The sequence below is a fragment of the Pseudomonas mandelii genome (assembly GCF_002251635.1).
Lineage (GTDB): Bacteria > Pseudomonadota > Gammaproteobacteria > Pseudomonadales > Pseudomonadaceae > Aquipseudomonas > Aquipseudomonas mandelii_B.
In genome coordinates this window covers 18,820-45,221 of record NZ_NMOJ01000048.1, presented here as the reverse complement: position 1 = coordinate 45,221, position 26,402 = coordinate 18,820, and the positions used below count along the sequence as shown (strand labels likewise).

Below are 26,402 nucleotides of genomic sequence, written 5' to 3'. Positions count from 1 at the left end.
TTGAGCGTAGCCAAAGCCGGCGGATCCGCCTAGCGGCTTATTCGACCTCCAACAAAATCTGACGATTCTTCACCTGATCGCCGACCCGCACCTGCAAGCGTTTCAACACCCCATCGATACCTGATTTAAGTGGATGTTCCATTTTCATCGCTTCGAGCACCACCAGCAGCTGACCTTTGCTGACCGGGCTGCCCTCGCTGACCAGTACGTCGACGATTGCCCCGTCCATGGGCGCCTTGAGGGTGCCGGAGCTGACGCTGGCCTGGCTGCTGACCAGCGCTTGAGTTTGATCGACCAGACGCAGACTGCCGGGGCGGGTGAACAACCAGAGTTGCCCGGCCGCGAGGCGGTAGGCATGACGTTGGCGAATGCCATCGATTATCAGTGTGGCCCAGTGCCCGTCGCACTGGATGACCTTCAATTCGACGGTTCGGTCGCCGATGTGCAAACGGTACGGTGCATCAGGCGCTGCGTTCAATGCCACCGGCCAGTCCCGATCCTCCAGGCCGATGCGGTAATGCAGAGGCACGCTGGCGTTGTTCCGCCAGCCAGCCAGCGAGGCGGGATGAGCCTGCGCTGACGCGTGATAGAACAAAGCAGCTGCAATCGCCAGTTCTTCAGCGCTTGGAACCGGCGGATGCAGGCAAGGATGGTCGGCGAAACAGCTCGGGATGAACCCGGTGCTGAATTCGCCGCTGATGAACTGCGGGTGTTGCAGCAGGCTGGCGAGCAAGCGTTGATTGCTTTTTACGCCCAGCAGCACGCTGTCCTGCACGGCCCGCAGCAGTTTTCGCCGGGCTTCTTCACGGGTCGCCCCATGGGCGATGATCTTGCCCAGCAGCGGATCGTAGAACGGGCTGATGTCCTGGCCTTCGATCAAGCCGTGATCGATCCGCACGCCGTCTTGCAACGCGAGCTCCCATGCCTCGATTCGACCGGTTTGCGGCAAAAAGCCCTGGGCCGGGTCTTCGGCGTACAAACGCACTTCCATGGCATGCCCGTTGAGCTGCACTTCTTCCTGGCTCAACGGCAGCGGCAGGCCCTCGGCGACGTTCAGTTGCCAGTCCACCAGGTCCAGGCCAGTGATCCATTCGGTGACCGGGTGCTCCACTTGCAGGCGGGTGTTCATCTCCAGGAAGTAGAACTGCCCGCGCGCGTCCAGCAGGAATTCCACGGTGCCGGCGCCCACGTAATTCACCGCGCGTCCGGCCTTGAGCGCCGCTTCGCCCATGGCCTGGCGCAAATCGGTGGTCATCACCGGGCAGGGCGCTTCTTCGATGACTTTCTGATGGCGACGCTGAATCGAGCAGTCGCGTTCACCGAGGTAGATCAGGTTGCCGTGCTGGTCGCCGAACACCTGCACCTCGACATGACGGGGATCGATCAGCGCTTGTTCGAGAATCAGCTCGTCGCTGCCAAACCCGTGCAGCGCTTCGGAGCGCGCGGTTCGCAGCTGTTCCAGCAAATCGTCGGCGCTGTGCACCAGGCGCATGCCGCGCCCGCCACCGCCAGCGCTGGCCTTGATCATCAGCGGATAGCCGATGCGTGCGGCTTCGCGGCTCAGGGTTGCATCGTCCTGTTCGGCGCCCTGATAGCCTTTGATGCAGGGCACGCCGGCCGCGAGCATGGTGAGTTTCGACAGGCGCTTGCTGCCCATCAACTTGATCGCTTCGGGGCTCGGGCCAATGAAGGTAATGCCGGCGTGTTGGCAGGCGAGGGCGAATTCGGCGTTTTCCGAGAGGAAGCCGTAGCCGGGATGGATCGCGTCGGCACCGCTGCGCCGGGCGGCGTCGATGATCGCCGGGATGTTCAGGTAGGACTGCTGCACCGGGGCCGGGCCTATGTTGACCGCTTCGTCGGCCATTTGGACGTGCAGGGCGTCGGCGTCGGCATCGCTGAATACGGCGACGGTGCGGTAGCCCAGGGCNTGGGCGGTGCGCTGGATACGGCAGGCGATTTCACCGCGGTTGGCGATGAGGATTTTGCTGAGTCCGGGCATAGGTCTTCCCTTTGGTTTTGCGGTGAATGCGATGGCCTCTTCGCGGGCAAGCCTCGTTCCTACAGGTACAGCGATTGCCGCGGGATTTGTGCTCGGCACAAAACCTGTAGGCGCGAGGCTTGCCCGCGAAGCTTTTAGAGGGCCCACCCCGGTTTGCGTTTTTGCACGAAGGCCATCGTCCCCTCGACTCCTTCAGCCCCGGTCACCGCTTCGCTGAACCACCCGGCCGCTTCATCCAGCAAAGCGTCCGAAGGCTGCCCCGCACTCGCCAGCAACAGTTTTTTGGTCGTGGCATTCGCCCCCGGCGCGCAGCACAACACATGGGCGAGGATTTCATCGAGGCGCTCGGCCAACGCTTGCGCGTCATGCTCGACAAAATGCACCAACCCCATGCGCCGTGCGTGTGTGCCATCGAAACGTGCCGCGGTCAGCGCCAGTCGACGTGCCTGGGTCAGGCCGATACGCTGGACCACGAATGGCGCGATCTGCGCGGGCAACAGACCGAGGCTGGTTTCCGGCAGACCGAACTGCGCCAGGTGATCGGCCAGCGCGACGTCGCTGACGCACGCCAGCCCCAATCCGCCGCCGAGCACCGCGCCTTGCAGCACCGTAATGACCACTTGCGGCGCGTGTTGCACCTCTTGAAGCAGCGCGCCGAACGCTCGATTCAAATCGCGATAGGCGTCCGGGCCTTGAGCCCGGGCATTGGCCATGTCCTTGATGTCGCCGCCGGCACAAAAATGTCCACCGGCACCACCGATCACCAGTGCACGAACGGCTCGATCATCACGCACCGCAGCCAGCACCGCACGCAGTTCGGCAACCATCTGCAAGCTCATGGCGTTGCGGCTTTCCGGGCGATTGAGGGTGATGTGCAGCACGCCGTTATGGGATTCGAGCAGCAAGGTCTGGCAAACCGGCAGGGCGCTCATTTCTTTTTCCCCGGCAGGATGCCCATCAGTTTGCAGATGATGCCCAGCATGATTTCGTCGGCGCCGCCGCCAATCGACACCAGGCGCACGTCGCGATAGGCGCGGGCTACCGGGTTGTCCCACATAAAGCCCATGCCGCCCCAGTATTGCAGGCAGCTGTCGCTGACTTCGCGGCCCAGGCGCCCGGCCTTGAGCTTGGCCATCGACGCCAGGCGGGTCACGTCCTGGCCTTTGATGTATTGCTCGGTGGCCTGATAGACCAGCGCTCGCAAGCATTCGATTTCGGTTTGCAGTTCGGCCAGGCGAAAGTGAATGACCTGATTGTCGATCAGCGCGCTGCCGAAGGTTTTGCGTTCCTTGCAGTAGTCGATGGTGCTGTCGATGCAGTATTCCAGGCCCTTGATCATGTTGGCCGCGCCAAACAGGCGTTCTTCCTGGAACTGCAGCATTTGCATCATGAACCCCGCGCCTTCGTGGCCGATGCGGTTGCGCTGGGGTACGCGCACGCCATCGAAGAACACCTGGGCGGTTTCCGAACTGCGCATGCCGAGCTTATCCAGGTGCGAACTGAGGCTGATGCCCGGGGTGTTCATCGGCACCATGATCAGCGATTTGTTGACGTGCGGTTTGTCGTCGGAGGTGTTGGCCAGCAGGCAGATGAAGTCGGCGCTGGGCGAGTTGGTGATCCACATTTTGCTGCCGTTGATCACGTAGTCGTCGCCGTCTTTGCGCGCATGGGTTTTCAGCCCGGCCACGTCGGAGCCGGCGCCGGTTTCCGAGACGCCGATGCAGCCCACTTGCTCGCCGCTGATGGCCGGGCGCAGGAATTCGTCGCGCAATTCATCGGAGCCGAAGCGGGCGAGGGCGGGGGTGCACATGTCGGTCTGCACGCCGATGGACATGGGGATGCCGCCGCAACGAATGGTGCCGAATTCTTCGGCAGCAACGATGGAGTAGCTGTAGTCCAGGCCCATNCCACCGAATTTTTCCGGCTTGGAAATACCCAGCAAGCCGAGGTCGCCAGCCTTGCGGAAGATCTCGTGGATGGGGAAACGCCCGGCCTTCTCCCACTCTTCGACGTGGGGATTGATCTCGTGATCGACGAATTGGCGGACCGTGCGACGCAGTGCTTCGTGTTCCTGGGTGAAGATCATTTTTATTGTTCTCCTGTGATCCGCGATCAGAATCTCGCGACGCCAAAACTGTTGGTTTGTAGCGGCCGCACTTCGGCCTCATGACAGATGTCCAGCAAGTAACCGAGCAGGGTGCGGGTATCCCGTGGGTCAATCAGCCCGTCGTCCCACAGGTTGGCGCTGCCATAGAGTGCAGTGGACTGGCTGTCGAGCTTCTGCGCGGTGACCTGTTCCAGCATATCCAGCACCTTGGGGTCGGGCACCAAACCGTCTTTGAGTTGCTTGGCCTCGGTGACGATGCGCAGCACTTTGCCTGCCTGCGCGCCGCCCATCACCGCCGTGCGGCTGTTGGGCCAGGCGAAGATAAACCTTGGGTCCAGGCCTCGGCCGCACATCGCGTAGTTGCCGGCGCCGTAGGAGCCGCCAACCACCACGGTCAGTTTAGGCACACGGGCATTCGCCACGGCCTGGATCATTTTCGCGCCGTGCTTGATCACGCCTTGTTGCTCCGACTCCGTGCCCACCATGAAACCCGTGGTGTTGTGGAAAAACAGCAGCGGCGTCCGGCTCTGGTCACATAACTGAATAAATTGCGCCGCCTTGCTCGCCCCCTTGGGCGTGATCGGGCCGTTATTGCCGATGAATCCGCAAGCACGGCCCTGGATGTGTAAATGGCCGCAGACCGTGTGGGCATCGAACTCGCCCTTGAATTCGAGGAAGTTGGAACCGTCCGCCAGGCGCGCGAGGATTTCGCGCACGTCATAGGGTTTCTTTGGGTCGTCGGGAATCAGTCCGAGCAGCTCATCGATCGGGTAGAGCGGGTCTTCCCAGTAACGGGCGGGCGCTGCCGGTAACCGTGCATTCCACGACAGCAGACTGACAATNTCGCGCACGATGCGCACGCCATCGGCATCGTTTTCCGCCAGGTATTCGGCGGTGCCGGCGGTTTGCGCGTGCATCTCGGCGCCACCCAGTTCCTCGTCCGTCGCCACTTCGCCGGTCGCCGCTTTGAGCAGCGGCGGCCCGGCAAGGAACAGTTTGGCCTTGCCGCGCACCACCACCACGTAATCCGACAGCCCCGGCTGATACGCGCCGCCCGCCGTGGCCGAGCCGTGCACCACGGTGATCTGCGGCAACCCCATGGCCGACATGCGCGCCTGGTTGGCGAAGCTGCGTGCGCCTTCGACGAAAATCTCGGCCGCATAGTTGAGGTTGGCACCGCCGCTTTCGGCGAGGGTCACCACTGGCAGTTTGTTTTCCATGGCGATCTGTTGCAGGCGCAGGGACTTTTTCAGGCCGGAGGGGGAAATGGTGCCGCCCTTGATCGCGCTGTTATTGGCCACCACCAGCATGCGCACGCCGCTGACGTAGCCGATGCCGGCGATCAAGCCGCCGCCGGCCGCGCTGCCGTCTTTGTCGTCGTGGAGTTTGTAACCGGCCAGGCTGGCCAATTCCAGGAACGGCGCGCCGGGGTCCAGCAGCAGGTTGAGCCGTTCGCGGGGCAGCAGTTGGCCGCGTTTGTCGAACTTGGGCTTGGCTTCGGCCGCCTTGTTCAGCAGGTTTTGTTCGAGCTGACGGACCTGCTCGATGCCGACCAGCATGGCCGTGCGGTTCTGGGCGAATTGTTCGCTGAACGGGTCTATTTGGGACTGGATCACCGGCATGGCTTATTCCTTGTCCTTGAGCACATCAGGAAGGTAGGCGCGGTGAAAACCGTTGTACGACTCACTGTTCGTCGCCTTGTGAATCGGCCACGCCCGCCCGCCGAGGCTGGCCGCGCCGTCAATGCGCAACGTGCTGCCGCTGATGAATGCCGCCGCCGGGCTGAGGAGGAAAACGATCGCCGCGCTGACTTCGGATTCCGTGCCGATGCGCTTGAGCGGCACGTGCTCGCGCAAGGTCGGGATCACCGCCTTGAACGCGCCGTCGTAGGTGTCCATGCCGCTGGAGGCAATCCACCCTGGCGCCACGGCGTTGACCCGCACGCCGGCATAGCCCCATTCAAAGGCGGCGGTCTTGGTGAGGTTGTCCATGCCCGAACGCGCCGCGCCGGAGTGACCCATACCGGGCATGCCGCCCCACATGTCGGCGAGCATGTTGACGATCGATCCACCGTGCTTGCTCATGGATTGGTTGAACACCTCCCGGGCCATCAGGAAACCGCCCACCAGGTTGGTGCGCATCACGGTTTCGAATCCCTTCTGATTGATTGAGGCCAGCGGCGACGGGTATTGGCCACCGGCATTGTTGACCAGCCCATGAATCGGCCCGTGTTTGCGAATCAACTCGCTAACCAGATGCTTGACCGCTTCTTCTTCACGAATGTCGCAGGTGGCCCAGTCCGCCTTGCCGCCGTCTTCGGTGATTTCGGCGGCGACGTTTTTCAACTTGTCAGCCTTGCGTCCGACCAGCAGCACATGGGCGCCGAGTGCCGCCAGCTCATGGGCGGTGCACCGGCCGATGCCGCTGCCGCCACCGGTGACGATGATGGTTTGGCCTGCAAACAAACTGGCTTTGAAAATCGAATCGTAGGCCATGGCGACAGTCCTCTAGTTGACCTGGTCGGCGATGCGCTGGGGCACCGGAATCTGGATGTCCAGCAGTTGCTGGGCGAAGGCTTTGCCTTGGGGGTCGATGCGCAGGCTGGCGATGCCGCCGCCGCCCAAGGCGTTCTCCAGAAGAAAATTGAAGCTGTGGGTGCCGGGCAAATACCAACGCTCGACACGTCCGTGTACCGGGTCAAGGACATGGCTCATCCAGTCGACCATCACCTCGGGCGTCAGGGCTTCGGCGATCCATGGCAGGAACTCGGGCTCCCGGGCCATAACGCCGATGTTGCTGTGGTTGCCCTTGTCGCCGGAGCGTGCCACGGCGAGTTTGATCAGGGCCACGCTGGCATCGGCGCGGCCGGTGGGTTGCGGCGGGTCGAATGGAACGGGCAAGTCATCCGGGTCGAGCACATCGACGGCGGGCAGGGCGCATGGGTGGCGCTGGCCCTGGAGATCAATGTCCAGCGTGCAGGCGGTTTTGTCGATGAGGAACGAGAACAGGCGGATCAGCGGATAGACCGTTGGTCGCCCACCGACGATCCCGGTCAACCCCGGCGCCATGCCGGTGGCTGCCTGGGCAATCTCGCGGGCGAACAGCACCAGCGCCTGTTTGCTCGGATGGCGCACCGCGAGTTTGATCACTACTTCGCGGCTGTCCTGACGTTGGCCGTGGGGGCCGTAAGTGGCTTCGCTGCCCAGGAGTTCGATGTTGACTTCGCTGTAGGGCGCCCAGCCACGTTGGCTGAACAGTGCCGACGTTTTATTGATGATCGCCTGGCTGACCCGCTCGGCCTTGGCCACTGCGTCGATCCCGGCGATCAGGCAACTGGCGGTGCAGCGGAACCCGTCGGGGTAGGTGGCGCTGACCTTGTATTGGTCGGTAGGTGGCAAGCCTTTAGCGCCATGCACCCGAACCGCGTTTTTACCTTGTTGCACGAGTTTGACCTGGGTGAAATCGCAGACCACGTCGGGCAGCAGATAGGCCTGGGGGTTGCCGATTTCATAGAGCATCTGTTCGCCGACGGTCAGCGGCGTGACCACGCCGCCAGAACCCTCGGGTTTGCTGACGATGAACTGGCTGTCGGCGCTGACTTCGACGATGGGGAAGCCAATGTGTTCGTAATCGGGCACGTCGCGCCAGTCGGTGAAATTGCCGCCGGTGCACTGGGCGCCACATTCGATGATGTGCCCGGCCAATGCAGCCTGTGCCAGGCGGTCATAGTCCTGCCATGACCAGTTGAATTCATGCACCAGCGCAGCGCTGACCACGGCGCTGTCGACCACGCGGCCGGTGATGACGATATCGGCACCCAAACGAAGGGCTTCGACAATGCCCGGGGCGCCGAGGTAGGCGTTGGTCGAGACGCACATCGGCGGCAAGGGCGCGCCGCTGAACATTTCATGCAGGCCACGACTGCTCAGCTGTTTGAACTGCGGTTGCAGGTCGTCGCCCAGCAACACGGCGATTTTTAGTGCCACCCCGGCCTTGTCACAAGCCGCTTGCAAGGCAGCGGCGCAAGCCTGCGGATTGACCCCGCCGGCATTGCTGATGACGCGGATGTTTTGTTCGGCGAGTTGCCCCAGCAATGGGCTGAGGACTTCGATGAAGTCGACCGCATAGCCTGCCTGCGGATCTTTCATCCGTGCGCCGGCCATGATCGACATGGTGATTTCGGCTAAATAGTCGAAGACCAGATAATCCAGACGCCCACCGTGCACCAGTTGCGCGGCGGCGGTCGAGGTATCGCCCCAGAACGCGCTGGCGCATCCGATGCGAATCGTTTCTGGCGCAGTCGTTTCCATAACCACCTCCGATAGAAGTGTGTCGAGACTACCAAGCAAGCGCTTGGTTTGTAAATCGCTGAAATATCTTCTGCCCGAGCGCTTGCTTGGTTGCCGTCGCCAGCTTAAATTGCCCGCGCAACCCCGCTGTTTTAGCGGCGGGTGGCGCATTTGATTGATCGACTGTAGGAGAGAACGGGTGGACGAGCAAAAAGCCCTGGGGGTCATGCGCGAATTGGTCGACAACGGCCAATTGACCGACCCCGACAGCGCCCGCGGCAAACTGCTGCAAGTGGCGGCTCACCTGTTCCGCAACAAAGGTTATGAACGCACCACGGTGCGCGATCTGGCCGGCGCCGTGGGCATTCAGTCGGGCAGCATCTTTCATCATTTCAAGAGCAAGGACGAGATCCTGCGGGCGGTAATGGAGGAAACCATCCACTACAACACCGCGATGATGCGCGCCTCGCTTGAGGAAGCGAGCACGGTGCGTGAACGTGTTTTGGCGCTGATTCGCTGCGAATTGCAGTCAATCATGGGCGGCAGCGGCGAAGCCATGGCGGTGCTGGTCTACGAATGGCGTTCGCTGTCGGCCGACGGCCAGGCCCAGGTGCTGGCGCTACGTGATGTGTACGAAGCGCTTTGGCTGCAGGTGTTGGGTGAAGCCAAGGACGCCGGTTTTATCCGTGGCGATGTGTTCATCACGCGTCGTTTTCTGACGGGGGCGTTGTCTTGGACCACCACCTGGTTTCGTGCCGGCGGCAGCATGAGCCTCGATCAATTGGCCGATGAAGCATTGATTCTTGTCCTCGAAGAGAAGCAATAAGTTGTCATGAGCCAGCAGGAAACTGGCTAAGTGGCTGAAACCGCCTAGCTTGAATGCATTGATGGGTATTTTTTGGGGAGTGGGTTGTTTTGATGTCTTCGCCAATTAGGACGGCCACGCGGCTTTTGCTGGCGTCGCTCGCGACGGTTTGGGTGTTGCCGTCCCAGGCTGCGCAACTGGTGCGGGTCGGTGCCGCACATTTCCCGCCTTATACCGTGCGCCCGGAGTCCGGTGCCGACACTGGCCTGCTGCCGCAATTGGTAGAAGCCTTGAATCAATTGCAGAGCGACTATCAGTTCGTTCTGGTGCCGACTTCGATTCCTCGGCGATTCGGTGATTTCAAGCAAGGTCGGGTCGACATGGCCATTTTCGAGAACCCGGACTGGGGCTGGAAGGACATTCCCCACACCAGCGTCGACATGGGGCTTGAAGACGCCGAGATTTTCGTCGCGCAACGCAAGCCCGATCGTCAGCAAAGCTATTTTTCCGACCTCACCGGCAAGCGTCTGGCGCTGTTCAGCGGCTATCACTACGAGTTCGCCAACTTCAATGCCGACCCGAAATTCCTCGCGCAGAACTATGACGCCACGCTGACCTATTCCCATGACAGCAACCTGCTGATGGTGCTGCGCGGGCGGGCAGACATTGCCTTGGTGACGCGTTCCTACCTGAGCGATTACCTGCTACGCAACGAGCAGGTGGCCGATCAGTTGCTGGTGTCGCAGCGCATCGATCAGGTGTATCACCACTACGCGATCCTGCGTCCGTCCGCGCCCATCAGCGGCGAGGCGTTCGGCAAGTTACTGCAAGGGTTGCGGGACAATGGGCAGATGCTGAAGATTTTCGATCCGTACAAGATTGCGGTGGTGCCGGTGCCCAAACCCTGAATGACGCCGCAGGTCGCATCATTCGCGACTTCACTTAAATTTCCTGCCCCGGCTCACGTCACATGGTTGAACTGTCGACGATTATCGTGAGCCCGACCCATGCCCAATCTGAATGACCTGACTGCCCTGGCCTTGCCCAACGGAAGCCGTCTTGTAGCGGATGAAACCCAAAGTCGCCTGCACCTCAGCCTGGAAGGGCAGCCGCTGATCGAACTGCGCCTGACCCGAGAGTCTGAGTTGCAGGTGCAGGTCGAACAGCGCTTGGACACGCCTGAAAGTCAGGCGCTCTGGGCCGCCTGCTATTGGCTGTTTGCCCGTGATCCGGCGTGCCAACACCTGACTTTTCAACTGCAGCAGTTACCCGCCGACGCCTTGGCGAGCGGTTTGCTGATTCCCACCGACACCGCCGGCCAATACCGCTGCGAACGCACGCTGTTCTGGCAGTTGCCCCAGCCGTGGCTCAGCCAGGCACTGACCGACACTTACCCGCAGCAAATGGTCATCAGTGGCGGCAAGCGTCATCCTCTGCGCCCGCTAAAACCACGGGGTGAAGTCTATCGGCGCTTCGATGCGCGGCTCGGTGCCTGGATTTCCCTGCGCACGCTGGACATCGACCTGGACCTGGCTCGTTTCAATCGCTGGCAGAACAGCCCGCGGGTGGCGAGTTTCTGGCAGGAGGAAGGCAGCCTCGAGCAGCACCGCGAATACCTGAGCAAACTCGACGCCGACCCTCACACCGTGACGCTGATCGGTTGTTTCGACGATCAGCCGTTTGCCTATTTCGAAGCCTATTGGGCCAAGGAAGATCGCATAGCACCGTTCTATGACGCCGGCGATTACGACCGCGGTATCCACATGCTGGTGGGCGAAGAAAATCACCGTGGCCCGCACAAGGTGGCGAGCTGGTTATCGGCGCTGACGCATTTCCTGTTTCTCGACGATCCGCGCACCCAGCGAGTGGTCGCCGAGCCTCGCGCCGACAACGGGAAGATGATCGGGTACATGCAGGATCAGGGTTACCACTGCGAGAAAGAGTTCGACTTCCCGCACAAGCGCGCGGCGTTGATGATGCTGGGGCGTGAGCGGTTTTTTGATCGGTGCAAGTTGGCGTGATGCTTAAGGCTCAAGATCTGCTTCGGTCTTGAGTGCCCCATCGCGAGCAAGCTCGCTCCCACATTGGATCTCCTGTGAACACAAAATCTGTGGGCACTCGAGATCAACTGTGGGAGCGAGCTTGCTCGCGATTGGGGCAACACAAATTCCAGATTCAACGACGGGCAAAGGTATCCACGCGATTGCCCGACACCTTGCGGCAGTGCACCAGCGCATCGCGAATCATGAAGTTCACCAAGGTTGGCGATACGCCCAGTTCCTTGGCGATATCCTTTTGCGGCACGCCGTGCAGCCGGTACATCTCGAAGGCGTAGCGGGTGCGGCTCGGCAGCTCCGTCAGCGCATCGGCGATGTTTTCCAGGGTCGAGAAATTGATGTGCGAGGTTTCCGGCGAAGCACCCTGAATCACCACGTTCAGACCTTCCTCTTCCGGGCCGGAGTATTTCTGCTCCAGCGCCTGCTTGCGATAGTGGTCGATCGCCAGGTTNCGCACGATCTGGAACAGATAACTGAGCTGAGCCTTGAAGGATGACGTGATTTGCGGCGCCGATTGCAGTCGGAAAAACGCATCCTGGACCACGTCTTCAGCACGCGACCGGCAGCCGGTAATTCGCGCTGCAATCTTGACCAGAATCAGTCGGTTGTCGACAAAGGCCTGCAGAAGGGGTGAGTCGCACCTGCCTGTGGATACTTGTTCCGTCATGGAAATCACCTTGTCGCAAAAGAGGTAGGGGGGAGGGCGNGGGGGGGCGTCCTACACATCGAGCGACAAATTATGCTGAATGATAATGATTGTCAATTGAGAAAGAGAACTAATGCTCCTCAACGGTGCAGAGTGAGAACTGCGACACGCTGCCGCACTCGCTTGCAGCACTTGGCCCCGCTGGCGATCAAGCCTGCCGACTAATTATTTCAAGACGCCATCCGTTCTCATTGGTGAAAGGTGCCGGGTCAATCCCGGCCAAAACAGCATTCCCAATGCCTTGCGCAGTCGGCGAAGACCGCGTCCTGCATGCCCTTTAATGGGCGTGACGTAAGAAAACCGATTCCATTTGCAAGCCGAATTCAGGCAGGAAACCTCATGACCGACGCGTTCGAACTCCCAAGCAATCTGGTCCAAGCCCTCCAGCGCCGCGCGGCCCTGACGCCGGACCGGGTGGCCTTGCGTTTTCTCGCCGACACCCCGGATCAGGCGGTGGTCCTCAGTTATCGCGAGCTGGATCAGCGGGCGCGAACCATTGCCGGTGCGTTGCAGGCCGAAGCTGAATTCGGCGATCGCGCCGTGCTGCTGTTCCCGAGTGGTCCGGACTACGTGGCGGCGTTTTTTGGTTGCCTGTACGCCGGCGTGATTGCGGTGCCGGCCTATCCGCCGGAGTCGGCTAAACGTCATCACCAGGAACGTCTGCTGTCGATCATCAGCGATGCCGAGCCGCGCTTGCTGCTGACCAGCGCCGGCCTGCGCGACGCCTTGCTGCAGATTGAAGGTGCGCCGCCGCTGCTGTGTGTCGACACTCTCGAAGGTGCCCTGGCCGACCGCTGGATCGCGCCGAACCTGGCCGACGACCACATCGCCTTCCTGCAATACACGTCGGGCTCCACCGCGCTGCCCAAGGGCGTACAAGTCAGCCACGGCAACCTGGTGGCCAACGAAGTGCTGATCCGTCGCGGTTTCGGCATCGACCTCAACCCGGATGACGTGATCGTCAGCTGGCTGCCGCTGTACCACGACATGGGCCTGATCGGCGGCTTGTTGCAACCCATTTTCAGCGGCGTGCCGTGTGTGTTGATGTCGCCGGCGTACTTCCTCGGTCGGCCGTTGCGCTGGCTGGAGGCAATCAGCGAATACGGCGGCACCATCAGCGGCGGTCCGGATTTCGCCTATCGCCTGTGCAGTGAGCGGGTCAGCGAATCAGCGCTGGAGCGCCTCGACCTGAGCGGCTGGCGCGTGGCGTATTCCGGCTCTGAACCGATTCGTCTCGACACCCTCGATCGCTTCGGCGAAAAGTTCGCGGTGTGCGGTTTCACCACCGACAGTTTCATGGCGTCCTACGGGTTGGCCGAAGCCACCTTGTTTGTCGCCGGAACCCCGCGCGGGCAGGGCATCGGCAACCTGCGCGTGGACGATCACGCCTTGGCCCAAAACCGCGCAGAGCCTGGCGAAGGCAGCGCGATCATGAGTTGCGGCATCAGTCAGCCGGACCATGAGGTGCTGATCGTCGACCCGGTCGCGGTCAATGAACTGGCCGACAACGCGGTCGGCGAAGTCTGGGCCGCCGGCCCGAGCATCGCCCATGGCTACTGGCGCAACCCCGAAGCCACCGCCAAGACATTCGTGCAACACAACGANCGGACCTGGCTGCGCACGGGCGACCTGGGTTTCATGCGTGACGGTGAGCTGTTCATCACCGGGCGCCTGAAGGACATGCTGATCGTTCGCGGTCACAACCTGTACCCCCAGGACATCGAACAGACCATCGAGCGCGAAGTGGAAGTGGTGCGCAAGGGCCGCGTCGCCGCGTTTGCGGTAAATGACCAGGGCCTGGAAGGCATCGGCATTGCTGCAGAAATCAGCCGCAGCGTGCAGAAAATCCTGCCGCCCGAAGCACTGATCAAGGCGATCCGCCAAGCGGTGGCCGAGGCTTATCAACAAGCCCCGAGCGTGGTGGTGTTGCTCAATCCGGGCGCATTGCCCAAAACCTCCAGCGGCAAACTGCAACGTTCGGCCTGCCGCAATCGCCTGGCGGACGGCAGCCTCGACAGCTATGCGCTGTTCCCGTCGGCAGATGTTCAGAGCGAAGCCAAAGCCGAATCAAGTTCTGAGCTGCAAGCCTTGATTGGCCAGATCTGGAGCGAACAACTGCAGGTCAAACAGGTCGGCGCCGACGATCACTTCTTCTTGCTCGGTGGCAATTCCATCACCGCCACCCAAGTAGTTGCGCGCCTGCGCGAAACCCTGGGGCTGGAGCTGAACCTGCGCATGCTGTTCGAAGCGCCGACCCTGGCGACCTTCACCGCCGCTGTCGCTCAGCTGCAACAGGATGGCGGCCTGGCTCAGGGCGCGATCACCTCGCTGTCGCGCAACGAACCGATGCCGCAATCCCTGGCGCAAAACCGCCTGTGGATCACCTGGCAACTCGACCCGCAGAGCAGCGCCTACACCATTCCCGGGGCCTTGCGCCTGCGTGGCGAGCTGGACGAAGACGCCTTGCGCGCCAGTTTCCAGCAACTGATCGAGCGTCATGAATCCCTGCGCACACGGTTCTTCGAACGGGACGGCGTGGCGCTGCAACAGGTCGATGCGGCGGGCGACTTCAACCTTCAATTGATCGACATCAGCGACCTGCCCGCCGCCGAGCGTGAAGCCCGTGCGCTGCAAATCCGTGAGGACGAAGCCCGCACCCAGTTTGATCTGGAGAAAGGCCCACTGCTGTGGGTGACGCTGGTGCGCCTCGACGACGAGGACCATCAACTGCTGGTGACGATGCATCACATCATCGCCGATGGTTGGTCGCTGAATGTGCTGATCGACGAGTTCTCGCGCCTGTACGCGGCTGCCTGCCAGGGACAAAAAGCCACGTTTTGCGCTTTGCCGACCCAATACGCCGACTACGGCAGCTGGCAGCGTCAATGGCTGGCGCAAGGGGAGGGCGAGCGTCAACTCGCCTACTGGAAAGAGCAGCTGGGCGAAGAGCATCCAACGCTGAATCTGGCCACCGATCACCCGCGCTCGGCGCAGCACATTCACAGTGCTGCTCGCCATTCGATAAAGCTCGCCGCGACCTTGAGCGATGCCATTCGCCAGACCGCCCAGGCGCATGAATCGACGCCGTTCATGCTGTTGCTCTCCGCGTTCCAGAGCCTGCTTTATCGCTACAGCGGTCAGCGCGACATCCGCATCGGCGTGCCGANTGCCAACCGTCCGCGCCTGGAAACCCAAGGGCTGATCGGCTTCTTCATCAACACCCAGGTGCTGCGTGCCGAGGTGGATTCGCGCCTGTCATTCGTGGAGCTGTTGGCGCAAACCCGCCAGGCCGCGCTGGGTGCACAAGCGCATCAGGATCTGCCGTTCGAGCAACTGCTCGAAGCCTTCCCGCAAGCCCGNGAACAAGGCCTGTTCCAGGTCATGTTCAACCACCAGCAGCGCGACCTGAGTGCCTTGCGCCGCCTGCCGGGCATGCTCGCCGATGAATTGCCGTGGCACAGCCGCGAAGCCAAGTTCGACCTGCAACTGCACAGTGAAGAAGACCAGAGGGGTCGCCTGAGCCTGTCCTTCGACTACGCCAGCGAACTGTTCGACGCGACGACCATCGAACGTCTGGCCGAGCATTTCAGCCACCTGCTGCGAGCCATTTGCGAGCAACCGTCCGCCGCCATCGGCGACCTGCCACTGCTGAGCGCAAGCGAACTCGACCAACAAACGTCCTGGAGCGCCGCGCCGTGCACACCGGCCAGCCAATGGTTGCCGGAAATGCTCAATGAGCAAGCGCGCCAGACCCCGGAACGCACCGCGCTGATCTGGGACGGCGGCGCCCTCGATTTCGCCGAACTGCATACCCAGGCTAACCGCCTGGCCCACTACCTGCGTGACAAAGGCGTCGGCCCGGATGTGTGCGTGGCCATCGCCGCCGAGCGTTCACCGCAACTGCTGATCGGCCTGCTTGCAATCATCAAGGCCGGTGGCGCCTATGTACCACTGGACCCGGATTACCCCGCCGACCGCCTGGCCTACATGCTCAGCGACAGCGGCGTCGAGTTGCTGCTGACCCAGACCCAGTTGCTCGAACGCCTGCCGGCCACCGACGGCGTCAGCGTGATCGCCATGGATGCGCTGCATCTGGAGAACTGGCCAAGTCAGGCNCCGGGCCTGCACCTCAATGGCGACAACCTCGCCTACGTGATTTATACCTCCGGTTCCACCGGCCAGCCCAAAGGTGTGGGCAATACCCATGCAGCCCTGGCTGAACGCTTGCAGTGGATGCAGGCCACCTATCAACTGAACGACACCGATGTGCTGCTGCAAAAAGCCCCGATCAGTTTCGACGTGTCGGTGTGGGAATGCTTCTGGCCGCTGATTACCGGCGCCCGTCTGGTGATGGCGGGNCCNGGCGAGCATCGCGATCCGCACCGCATCGCTCAGCTGGTTCAGCAATACGGCGTGACCACGCTGCACTTCGTACCGCCACTGCTTTCGTTGTTCATTGATGAGCCGCTGACCGCCGAATGCACCAGCCTGCGCCGCGTGTTCTCCGGTGGCGAAGCCTTGCCCGCCGAACTGCGCAACCGCGTGCTGCAACNGTTGCCGGCGGTGCAACTGCACAACCGCTACGGTCCGACCGAAACTGCAATCAACGTCACCCATTGGCACTGCACCCGCGCCGATGGCGAGCGCTCGCCGATTGGCCGCCCGTTGGGCAACGTGGTGTGCCGTGTACTCGACAGCGACCTCAATCCAGTGCCGGCCGGTGTGCCGGGTGAACTGTGCATCAGCGGCATCGGCCTGGCCCGTGGCTATCTGGGCCGTCCGGGGCTGACCGCTGAACGTTTTGTCGTCGATCCACTGGGCGAGCAGGGCGCGCGTCTGTACCGCACCGGNGACCGTGTGCGCTGGAGCGCCGATGGCGTGCTCGAATACCTCGGTCGCCTGGATCAGCAGGTCAAGTTGCGTGGCTTCCGTGTCGAACCCGAAGAAATCGAAGCCCGTTTGCTGGCCCAGGAGGGCATTGCCCAAGCCGTGGTGCTGGTGCGCGAAACGGCAGCCGGTGGCCAGTTGATCGGTTACTACACCGCCACCGATTCCATTGAAGAGGTTGGTGTTCAATCCGCACGCCTGAAAGCCGCGCTGGCGGCCGAATTGCCGGAATACATGGTCCCGGCGCAGCTGATGCGGCTGGACGAAATGCCCTTGAGCCCAAGCGGCAAACTCGACCGTCGTGCCTTGCCCGAACCGCAATGGCAAGTGCGCGAACACGTCGAGCCGGTCACTGCGCTGGAGCAGCAAATCGCCGGCATCTGGCGCGAAGTGCTCGGCCTTGCGCAGATCGGCCTGCGTGACGACTTCTTCGCCCTCGGCGGCCACTCGCTGCTGGCCACGCAAATCATCTCCCGCACCCGCCAGGCCTGCGACGTCGAGTTGCCGTTGCGCACCTTGTTCGAAAACAGTGAGCTGGGGGCGTTCGCCGAACAGGTTCAACTGATCCAGGCCAGCGGCAAGACCAACCAACAACCGCCGATCGAGAAAGTCGACCGCAACCAACCGGTGCCGCTGTCGTATTCCCAGCAACGCATGTGGTTCCTCTGGCAAATGGAGCCGGACAGTCCGGCCTACAACGTTGGCGGTATGGCGCGGCTNNGCGGTGTACTCGATGTCGGGCGTTTTGAGGCGGCGTTGCAAGCGCTGATCATGCGCCACGAAACCCTGCGCACCACTTTCCCGAGCATCGACGGCGTGGCCCGGCAACAGGTGCATGCGCAAACCGGCATGCGCATGGACTGGAAGGACTTCTCGGCGCTGGAGGCCGACAGCCGCGAGCAACGGGTGCAGCAACTGGCTGACGATGAGGCGCATAAACCGTTCGACCTGGAAACCGGTCCGCTGCTGCGCGCGTGTCTGGTCAAGACCGCCGAGCAAGAGCACTACCTGGTGCTGACCCTGCACCACATCGTCACCGAAGGCTGGGCCATGGACATCTTTGCCCGTGAACTCAGCGCGTTGTACGAAGCCTTTATCGACGAGCGCGACTCACCACTGGCGCCGCTGCCGGTGCAATACCTCGACTACAGCGTGTGGCAGCGCCAGTGGCTGGAGTCGGGTGAGCGCCAGCGTCAACTCGACTACTGGACCGCACAACTGGGTCACGAGCATCCATTGCTCGAACTGCCCGGCGACCGCCCACGGCCACCGGTGCAAAGCCATCAGGGCGAACTGTTCCGTTTCGACCTGAGCGATGACCTCGCCGCACGGGTGCGCGCTTTCAACGCGCAAAACGGTCTGACCCTGTTCATGACCATGACCGCCACCTTGGCAGTGTTGCTCTACCGCTACAGCGGCCAGACCGACCTGCGCATCGGTGCGCCCGTGGCCAACCGCATTCGCCCGGAAAGCGAAGGGTTGATCGGTGCGTTCCTCAACACCCAAGTGCTGCGTTGCCAGCTCAATGGGCAGATGCAGGTTGGCGAGTTGTTCGAGCACGTGCGCCACACCGTGATCGAAGGCCAGTCCCATCAGGACCTGCCGTTCGACCACTTGGTGGAAGCCCTGCAACCTCCGCGCAGCGCGGCGTACAACCCACTGTTCCAGGTGATGTGCAACGTGCAGCGCTGGGAGTTCCAGCAAAGCCGCCAACTGGCCGGCATGACCGTCGAGTACCTGGCCAACGATGCGCGTGCGACCAAGTTCGACCTCAACCTGGAAGTCACCGACCTCGACCATCGCCTGGGTTGCTGCCTGACCTACAGCACCGACCTGTTCGACGAACCGCGCATTGCGCGCATGGCCGGGCACTGGCGCAATCTGCTGGAAGCGCTGCTGACCGATCCGCAACAGCGCCTCAGTGAGCTGCCGTTGCTCGAAGCCGGCGAGCAGCAAAAGCTGTTGGACAGCCTTGGCGTCGAACCGGGCGAGCATCGCCTCGATCAATGCATTCATCACCTGTTCAGCGAGCAGGCCCTTGCCCGCAAAGACGCACCGGCGTTGACGTTTGCGGGTGAAACCCTGAGCTACGCCGAACTCGACAGCCGCGCCAATCGCCTGGCCTGGATGCTCCGCGAGCGCGGTGTCGGCCCGCAGGTTCGTGTCGGCCTGGCGCTNGAGCGTTCCCTGGAAATGGTCGTCGGCTTGCTGGCGATCCTCAAGGCGGGTGGCGCCTATGTGCCGCTGGACCCGGAATACCCGCTGGANCGCCTGCACTACATGATCGAAGACAGCGGCATCGGCCTGCTGCTCAGTGATGCAGCCATGTTCGACGCGCTCGGTGAATTGCCGGCCAGCGTCGGCCGTTGGTGCCTCGAAGAGGACGCCGCCGAGTTGGCCCATTACCCGGCCACCGAACTGCCGTTTATCACCTTCCCGCAACATCAGGCGTACCTGATTTACACCTCNGGCTCCACCGGCAAGCCCAAAGGCGTGGTGGTCTCCCACGGTGAAATCGCCATGCATTGCCAAGCCGTGATCGAGCGCTTCGGCATGCGCCCGGACGACTGCGAGCTGCACTTCTATTCGATCAATTTCGACGCCGCCACCGAGCGTTTGCTGGTGCCGCTGTTGAGTGGCGCGCACGTTGTCCTGCGCGCCCAAGGCCAATGGGACGCGGAAGAAATCTGCGGGCTCATTCGTCGCCACCACATCAACATCCTCGGCTTCACCCCAAGCTACGGCAGCCAATTGGCGCAGTGGCTGGCGACCCAGGGCGAAACCNTNCCGGTGCGCATGTGCATCACCGGTGGCGAAGCGCTGACCGGTGAACACCTGACGCGAATCCGTGCGGCGTTCAAACCAAGCCTGTTTTTCAACGCCTACGGCCCGACCGAAACCGTGGTCATGCCATTGGCCAGTCTCGCACCGGAACAGCTGGAAGAAGGCTTGGCCAGCGTGCCGATCGGCAGCGTGATCGGCGCGCGGGTCGCCTACATCCTCGATGCCGACCTGGCCTTGGTACCGCAAGGCGCGACCGGTGAGTTGTTCGTCGGTGGCGCCGGTCTGGCGCAGGGTTATCACCAGCGACCAGGCATGACCGCCGAACGGTTTGTGGCGGATCCATTCGCCGCCGATGGCGGNCGTCTGTACCGCACCGGCGACCTGGTGCGCCAACGCGCCGACGGCCTGGTGGAATACCTGGGCCGGATCGACCATCAAGTGAAAATTCGCGGTTTCCGCATCGAGCTGGGCGAAATCGAAACCCGTCTGCTGGAACACGCAGCCGTGCGCGAAGCGGTGGTGCTGGCGCTCGACGCGCCGAGCGGCAAACAACTGGTCGGCTATCTGGTGACCGACGTTGCCGAGCAGGACGAAACGCAACAAGCGGCACTGCGCGAAGCCTTGAAGCATCACCTCAAATCGCAACTGCCGGATTACATGGTGCCGACGCACCTGATCNTGCTGGCCAGCATGCCGCTGACCGCCAACGGCAAACTCGACCGCCGCGCCTTGCCNGCGCCGGACCCGGAACTCAACCGTCAACACTACGTGGCGCCAAGCAATGAGCTGGAGCTGACGTTGGCCGGCATCTGGTGCGAGGTGCTGAACGTCGAGCAAGTGGGCCTCAACGACAACTTCTTCGAACTGGGCGGCGATTCGATTCTGTCGATCCAGGTGGTCAGCCGTGCGCGGCAGCAGGGNATTCATTTCAGCCCTCGCGACCTGTTCCAGCACCAGACCGTGCAAACCCTGGCGGCCGTTGCNACCCGCACCGAGCAGATCACCGCCGAGCAAGGCCTGCTCACCGGTGAATCGCGTCTGACGCCGATTCAGCACTGGTTCTTCGACACTGACATTCCCGAGCGTCAGCACTGGAACCAGGCGTTGCTGCTGGAGCCGGCCGTCGCGCTGGAACCCCATCGCCTGGAGCAAGCGCTGCTGGCGGTGATCGAACAGCACGATGCCTTGCGGTTGCGATTCACTCAAACCGGCGCGCAATGGCGCGCCGAGCATCAGGTGATTTCCGACGTGCCGGTGCTGTGGCAAGTGCGAGTGTCGTCCATGGACAAATGCGCCGCGCTGTTCGCCGATGCCCAGCGCAGCCTCGACCTCGAACAGGGGCCGCTGATGCGCGTGCTGCTGGTCGATGGTCCCGAGGGCGTACAACGGCTGTTCATCGCCATTCACCACCTGGTGGTGGACGGTGTTTCGTGGCGGGTGCTGCTGGACGATCTGCAAACCGTCTACCGTCAACTGGACGCTGGGCAGTCGGTCAAACTGCCGGCGAAAACCAGTGCGTTCAAGGATTGGTCCGCCCGTTTGCAGGCTTATGCCGGCAGCGAATCCCTGCGTGAAGAACTGAGCTGGTGGCAGGCGCAACTGGCCGGGCCGAGTGCAGAGTTGCCGTGTGATCGTCCTGAGGGCGGGCGGCAGAACCGGCATGCACAAACCGTCAGCGTGCGCCTCGATGCCGAGCGTACTCGCCAGTTGCTGCAACAGGCGCCGAGTGCCTATCGCACGCAAGTCAACGACCTGCTGCTGACCGCGTTGGCTCGGGTGCTGTGCAATTGGAACGGAGAGGAATCGGCGCTGATTCAACTCGAAGGCCACGGCCGCGAANCCCTGTTCGATGAGATCGACCTGACCCGCACCGTNGGCTGGTTCACCAGCGCTTATCCACTGCGCCTGACGCCGCAAGGCGGGCCGGGAGACTCGATCAAGGCCATCAAGGAGCAACTGCGCGGCGTGCCGCACAAAGGTTTGGGTTATGGCGTGCTGCGCTACCTGGCGGATGACCTGTGCAAGCAGACCCTGGCCGCACTGCCNNNNGCGCCGATCACCTTCAACTACCTCGGTCAGTTCGACCAGAGCTTCGGCGCTGACGCCTTGTTCCGTCCGCTGGACGAGCCCGTCGGCGCGGCCCACGATCCCCATGCGCCGCTGCCCAATGAGCTGAGCATCGACAGTCAGGTGTATGGCGGTGAGCTGGTGCTGCGCTGGACCTTCAGCGCCGAACGCCACGATCCGCAAGCCATCACCGACCTGGCCAACGCTTATCTTGGCGAACTGCAAAGCCTGATCGAACATTGCCTGCGCGACGATGCGGGAGGCCTGACGCCGTCGGACTTCCCGTTGGCGAAACTGACCCAGCCGCAAATCGACGCGTTGCCAATCCCGGCCGCCGCCATCGAAGACGTGTACCCGCTGACCCCGATGCAGGAAGGCTTGCTGCTGCACACCCTGCTGGAGCCGGGCACCGGCCTCTATTACATGCAGGACCGCTACCGCATCAACAGCGCGCTGGACCCCGAGCGTTTTGCGCAGGCCTGGCAGGCAGTGATCGCGCGGCATGAAGCCTTGCGTGCGTCGTTCTGCTGGAACGTCGGCGAAGACATGCTGCAAGTGATCCACAAACCCGGCAGCACGCCGATCGAGGTCCTCGACTGGACGGAAATTGCCCATGCCGAGCAAGAGCCGAAACTGCAAGCGTTGCTCAAAAGCGAGCGTGAAGCCGGGTTCGATCTGCTCAATCAGGCGCCGTTCCACCTGCGCCTGATCCGCGTCGGCGAAGCGCGCTACTGGTTCATGATGAGCAACCACCACATCCTGATCGATGCCTGGTGTCGTTCGCTGCTGATGAATGACTTCTTCGAGATCTACATGGCCCTCGGCGAAGGCCGCGATGCGCAACTGGCNNTGCCGCCGCGCTATCGCGACTACATTGGCTGGCTGCAACGCCAGAGCCTGGCCGAAGCGCGACAGTGGTGGAAAACCAACCTGCAAGGNTTCGAGCGCACTACGCCGATCCCCAGCGACCGGCCGTTCCTGCGTGAGCATGCGGGTCATAGCGGTGGCATGGTGGTGGGCGACTGTTACACGCGCCTCGATGCCCGTGACGGCGCGCAACTGCGTGAACTGGCGCAGGCCCATCAGCTGACCGTCAACACCTTCGCCCAAGCGGCATGGGCGTTAGTGCTNCGNCGTTTGAGCGGTAATCGTGACGTGCTGTTCGGCGTCACGGTGGCCGGGCGTCCGGTGGACATGCCGCAGATGCAGCGCACCGTCGGGCTGTTCATCAACAGCATTGCGCTGCGGGTGAAACTGCCCGAGGACGACCAGCGTTGCAGTGTGCGCCAGTGGCTGAGCGGCTTGCTCGACAGCAACATGCAACTGCGCGAGTACGAATACCTGCCGTTGGTGACTATCCAGGAGCACAGCGAACTGCCCAAGGGCCAGCCGCTGTTCGACAGCCTGTTTGTGTTTGAGAACGCGCCGGTGGAAGTCTCGGTGCTGGACCATGCGCAAAGCCTGAATGCCACCTCGGATTCCGGTCGCACCCACACCAACTTCCCGCTGACGGCGGTGTGCTACCCGGGCGACGACCTNGGGCTGCACCTGTCTTACGACCAGCGTTATTTCGACGAATCGACTGTCGAGCGAATGCTCGGTGAGTTCAAGCGTTTGCTGCTGGCGCTGGTCGACGGTTTCCATGGCGACATGGCGGACTTGCCTTTGCTGGGCGCCGAGGAGCAGGACTTCCTGATCCACGGCTGCAACCAGAGCGAGCACGATTACCCGCTGGAGCAGAGCTATGTCGCCTTGTTTGAGGCGCAGGTCGCCCGGCATCCGCAGCGGATTGCCGCCAGTTGCCTGGATCAGCAGCACACTTTTGTCGAACTGAACCAGCGCAGCAACCGCCTCGGTCATGCGTTGATCGCGGCCGGGGTCGGGCTGGATCAACCGGTGGCGTTGCTGGCCGAACGTAATCTCGATCTGCTNGGCATGCTCATCGGCAGCTTCAAGGCTGGCGCAGGTTATCTGCCGCTGGACCCGGGGCTGCCGAGTCAGCGTCTGAGCCGGATCATCGACCTGAGCCGCACGCCGTTGCTGGTCTGCACTGAGGCTTGTCGGGAACAGGCGGTCGCGTTGCTGGAGGCGTTCAGTTGCGCCAATCGGCCGAAGTTGCTGGTGTGGGAAGAGGTGCAGGCGAGCGCTGCATCGGTGGCGAATCCGCAGATTTACAGCGGCCCGGACAACCTNGCCTATGTGATCTACACCTCGGGNTCCACCGGCTTGCCCAAAGGCGTGATGGTCGAGCAGCGCGGCATGCTGAACAACCAGTTGAGCAAGGTGCCGTACCTGCAACTGAGCGAGACCGATGTGATCGCCCAGACGGCCTCGCAAAGCTTCGACATTTCGGTGTGGCAGTTCCTNGCNGCACCGCTGTTCGGGGCGCGGGTGGACATTGTGCCGAACACCATCGCCCACGATCCGCAAGGGTTGCTGGCGCATGTGCAGGCCCAGGGCATTACCGTGCTGGAAAGCGTGCCGTCACTGATCCAGGGCATGCTGGCCCAGGANCGCATGAGCCTCGATGGCCTGCGATGGATGCTGCCGACCGGTGAAGCGATGCCGCCGGAGCTGGCGCATCAATGGCTGCTGCGCTACCCGCAGATCGGTTTGGTCAATGCCTACGGGCCGGCGGAGTGTTCGGATGACGTGGCGTTCTTCCGCGTCGACCTGGCGTCGACCCGGGGTACCTACCTGCCGATTGGTACGCCGACCGACAACAACCGTTTGTACCTGCTCGATGGCGCGCTGGAGTTGGTGCCGTTGGGTGCGGTGGGCGAATTGTGCGTCGCCGGCACCGGGGTCGGGCGTGGTTACGTCAGCGACCCGTTGCGCACCGCTCAGGTATTTGTACCAAACCCGTTTGGCGCGCCGGGGGATCGTCTGTATCGCACCGGCGACCTGGCCCGACGTCGCAGTGACGGCGTGCTGGAATACGTTGGGCGTATCGACCATCAGGTGAAGATTCGCGGCTATCGCATAGAGTTGGGTGAAATCGAAGCGCGCCTGCATGAGCAACCGGAAGTACGTGACGCGGCCGTCGGCGTGCAGGAAGGCGTGAACGGCAAGCATCTGGTCGGCTATTTGGTCGCGGCTGATTCTTTGATCAATCCAACGGAGCGACTGGAACGCATCAAGCAACGTCTGCGCGCCGAACTGCCGGAATACATGGTGCCGCTGCATTGGCTATGGCTCGACCGCCTGCCGCTGAACGCCAACCGCAAGCTGGACCGCAAGGCCCTGCCGGAACTGGAGATCGGCCAGTTGCACAGCCAGGACTATCTGGCACCGCGCAACGCGCTGGAAACCACCTTGGCTGCGATTTGGGCCGAGGTGCTGAAGGTCGAGAAGGTCGGNGTACAGGACAACTTCTTCGAACTGGGCGGGCACTCGTTGCTGGCCACGCAGATTGCCTCCCGCGTGCAGAAAACCCTGCAACGCGATGTGCCGCTACGGGCGATGTTCGAGTGCAGCACGGTGGCGGAGTTGGCTGAGTACATCGACGGGTTGGCGGCGAGTGACATCACCGAGGAGAAGGTGGATCGCCTCAATGACCTGATGGCGGAGCTGGAGGGGCTGTAATTCTCTAGCGTCTATGAAGGCCCCTTCGCGAGCAGGCTCGCTCCCACAATGGATCTGTGTTCGCAGCCCCCCTGTGGGAACGAGCCTGCTCGCGATGACGTCATCGAATTTGCGCGAATTTGCGCGTTGACTGCCGCTTCGGACCGGCTCAGGCTGCCTCTGCTTTTTTTTTGAATTCCCTTCACAACGGAGACAGTCAATGCCCTTCGTAACGATTGACGGACAAGCCCTTCACTACATTGATCAAGGCACCGGCCCGGCCGTATTGCTGGCCGGCAGCTACCTGTGGGACCAGGCCATGTGGGCACCGCAGATTACTGCGTTGTCGCAACACTATCGGGTCATTGCGCTGGACCTGTGGGGTCACGGTGAATCCGGCCCACTTCCCGAAGGCACGAAGTCATTGGACGACATCGCCCGCCAGGCCTTGGCGCTGCTCGATCATCTGGACGTTGATCGTGTCACGCTGGTCGGTCTGTCGGTCGGTGGCATGTGGGGCGTGCGACTGGCGCTGTCGGCGCCACAACGGATCAACGGTCTGGTGCTGATGGACACCTACGTCGGTGTCGAGCCGGAACCGACTCGGCAATACTATTTCTCGCTGTTCAAGCAGATCGAAGAGACCGGCGTGATCGCGCCGCAGCTGCTCGACATCGTGGTGCCGATTTTTTTCCGTCCGGGGATCGATCCGCAGTCGGCGCTGTATCAGGATTTCCGCGCGAAACTGGCGGCGTTGCCGTCTGAGCGTCTGCGTGAAAGCATTGTGCCGATGGGGCGGATCACGTTTGGGCGGGATGATCTATTGCCACGTCTGGGCGAGCTGAATCCCGACACTACGCTGGTGATGTGTGGCGATCAGGACAAACCGCGGCCGCCGTCGGAAACGAAGGAAATGGCCGGGTTGATTGGTTGCCCGTATGTGCTGGTGCCCGAGGCGGGGCATATCTCCAATCTGGAGAATCCGCCGTTTGTGACGGAGGCATTGTTGAAGTTTTTAGCCGAGAGAAATTAGTCGATCTTGCTGGCCCCATCGCGAGCCTGCTCGCGATGGNGNAGTCGATCTTGCTGGCCCCATCGCGAGCCTGCTCGCGATGGGGCCGGTGTGGTCACCAAGTC

At 62.3% G+C, this 26,402-nt stretch carries 12 protein-coding genes; 5 read left to right on the top strand and 7 right to left on the bottom strand.

The features are described from left to right. Positions 1-37 precede the first annotated feature (37 nt). The 6 genes from B7L09_RS07135 to B7L09_RS07110 form a co-directional block, all read right to left on the bottom strand. A complete protein-coding gene (locus B7L09_RS07135; RefSeq protein ID WP_094468325.1) occupies positions 38-1,999 on the bottom strand; it encodes an acetyl/propionyl/methylcrotonyl-CoA carboxylase subunit alpha in 1,962 nt (653 codons plus the stop codon). A 134-nt stretch (positions 2,000-2,133) separates the two neighbouring features. After that, the gene (locus tag B7L09_RS07130; protein ID WP_094468324.1) at positions 2,134-2,931 is read right to left on the bottom strand and encodes an enoyl-CoA hydratase/isomerase family protein; all 798 of its coding nucleotides are present in this window, start codon (positions 2,929-2,931) and stop codon (positions 2,134-2,136) included. Further along, positions 2,928-4,085, bottom strand: a complete 1,158-nt coding sequence (gene atuD, locus B7L09_RS07125; RefSeq protein ID WP_094468323.1) for a citronellyl-CoA dehydrogenase — start codon at positions 4,083-4,085, stop codon at positions 2,928-2,930. Before atuD ends, B7L09_RS07130 begins: the two co-directional genes overlap by 4 nt. A 26-nt stretch (positions 4,086-4,111) precedes the next feature. Then, entirely contained in the window at positions 4,112-5,728 is a 1,617-nt protein-coding gene (gene atuC, locus B7L09_RS07120; protein WP_094468322.1) for a geranyl-CoA carboxylase subunit beta, read from the bottom strand. 3 nt (positions 5,729-5,731) lie between these two features. Continuing rightward, positions 5,732-6,601, bottom strand: coding sequence for an SDR family oxidoreductase (locus tag B7L09_RS07115; RefSeq protein ID WP_094468321.1), 870 nt, complete (start codon positions 6,599-6,601; stop codon positions 5,732-5,734). Positions 6,602-6,613: 12 nt separating this feature from the next. After that, entirely contained in the window at positions 6,614-8,416 is a 1,803-nt protein-coding gene (locus B7L09_RS07110) for an acyclic terpene utilization AtuA family protein (RefSeq protein ID WP_094468320.1), read from the bottom strand. Positions 8,417-8,594: 178 nt separating this feature from the next. Between B7L09_RS07110 and B7L09_RS07105 the strand changes: the two genes are divergently transcribed. The 3 genes from B7L09_RS07105 to B7L09_RS07095 all read left to right on the top strand — a co-directional run bounded on the left by B7L09_RS07105 (position 8,595) and on the right by B7L09_RS07095 (position 11,221). Then, the gene (locus tag B7L09_RS07105; protein WP_094468319.1) at positions 8,595-9,221 is read left to right on the top strand and encodes a TetR/AcrR family transcriptional regulator; all 627 of its coding nucleotides are present in this window, start codon (positions 8,595-8,597) and stop codon (positions 9,219-9,221) included. 92 nt (positions 9,222-9,313) lie between these two features. Next, on the top strand, positions 9,314-10,108 hold the full coding sequence (locus tag B7L09_RS07100) for a substrate-binding periplasmic protein (protein ID WP_176457670.1): 795 nt from the start codon (positions 9,314-9,316) through the stop codon (positions 10,106-10,108). A 99-nt stretch (positions 10,109-10,207) separates the two neighbouring features. Then, complete coding sequence (locus B7L09_RS07095; RefSeq protein WP_094468317.1) at positions 10,208-11,221, top strand: GNAT family N-acetyltransferase; 1,014 nt, start codon at positions 10,208-10,210, stop codon at positions 11,219-11,221. Between the two features lie 154 nt (positions 11,222-11,375). Here B7L09_RS07095 and B7L09_RS07090 read toward each other — a convergent pair whose 3' ends face one another. Further along, on the bottom strand, positions 11,376-11,924 hold the full coding sequence (locus B7L09_RS07090) for an RNA polymerase factor sigma-70 (RefSeq protein ID WP_094468316.1): 549 nt from the start codon (positions 11,922-11,924) through the stop codon (positions 11,376-11,378). A 378-nt stretch (positions 11,925-12,302) separates the two neighbouring features. Here B7L09_RS07090 and B7L09_RS07085 point away from each other — a divergent pair, with 378 nt between their 5' ends. Then, entirely contained in the window at positions 12,303-25,286 is a 12,984-nt protein-coding gene (locus tag B7L09_RS07085; protein ID WP_094468315.1) for a non-ribosomal peptide synthetase, read from the top strand. Positions 25,287-25,485: 199 nt separating this feature from the next. Further along, on the top strand, positions 25,486-26,298 hold the full coding sequence (locus B7L09_RS07080) for an alpha/beta fold hydrolase (RefSeq protein WP_094468314.1): 813 nt from the start codon (positions 25,486-25,488) through the stop codon (positions 26,296-26,298). Positions 26,299-26,402 lie beyond the last annotated feature (104 nt).

Coding starts and splice junctions, on each gene's coding strand:
- B7L09_RS07130 (WP_094468324.1), bottom strand. CDS start 2,931: ATGAGCGCCCTGCCGGTTTGCCAGACCTTGCTGCTCGAATCCCATAAC.
- B7L09_RS07115 (WP_094468321.1), bottom strand. CDS start 6,601: ATGGCCTACGATTCGATTTTCAAAGCCAGTTTGTTTGCAGGCCAAACC.
- B7L09_RS07110 (WP_094468320.1), bottom strand. CDS start 8,416: ATGGAAACGACTGCGCCAGAAACGATTCGCATCGGATGCGCCAGCGCG.
- B7L09_RS07100 (WP_176457670.1), top strand. CDS start 9,314: ATGTCTTCGCCAATTAGGACGGCCACGCGGCTTTTGCTGGCGTCGCTC.
- B7L09_RS07095 (WP_094468317.1), top strand. CDS start 10,208: ATGCCCAATCTGAATGACCTGACTGCCCTGGCCTTGCCCAACGGAAGC.
- B7L09_RS07080 (WP_094468314.1), top strand. CDS start 25,486: ATGCCCTTCGTAACGATTGACGGACAAGCCCTTCACTACATTGATCAA.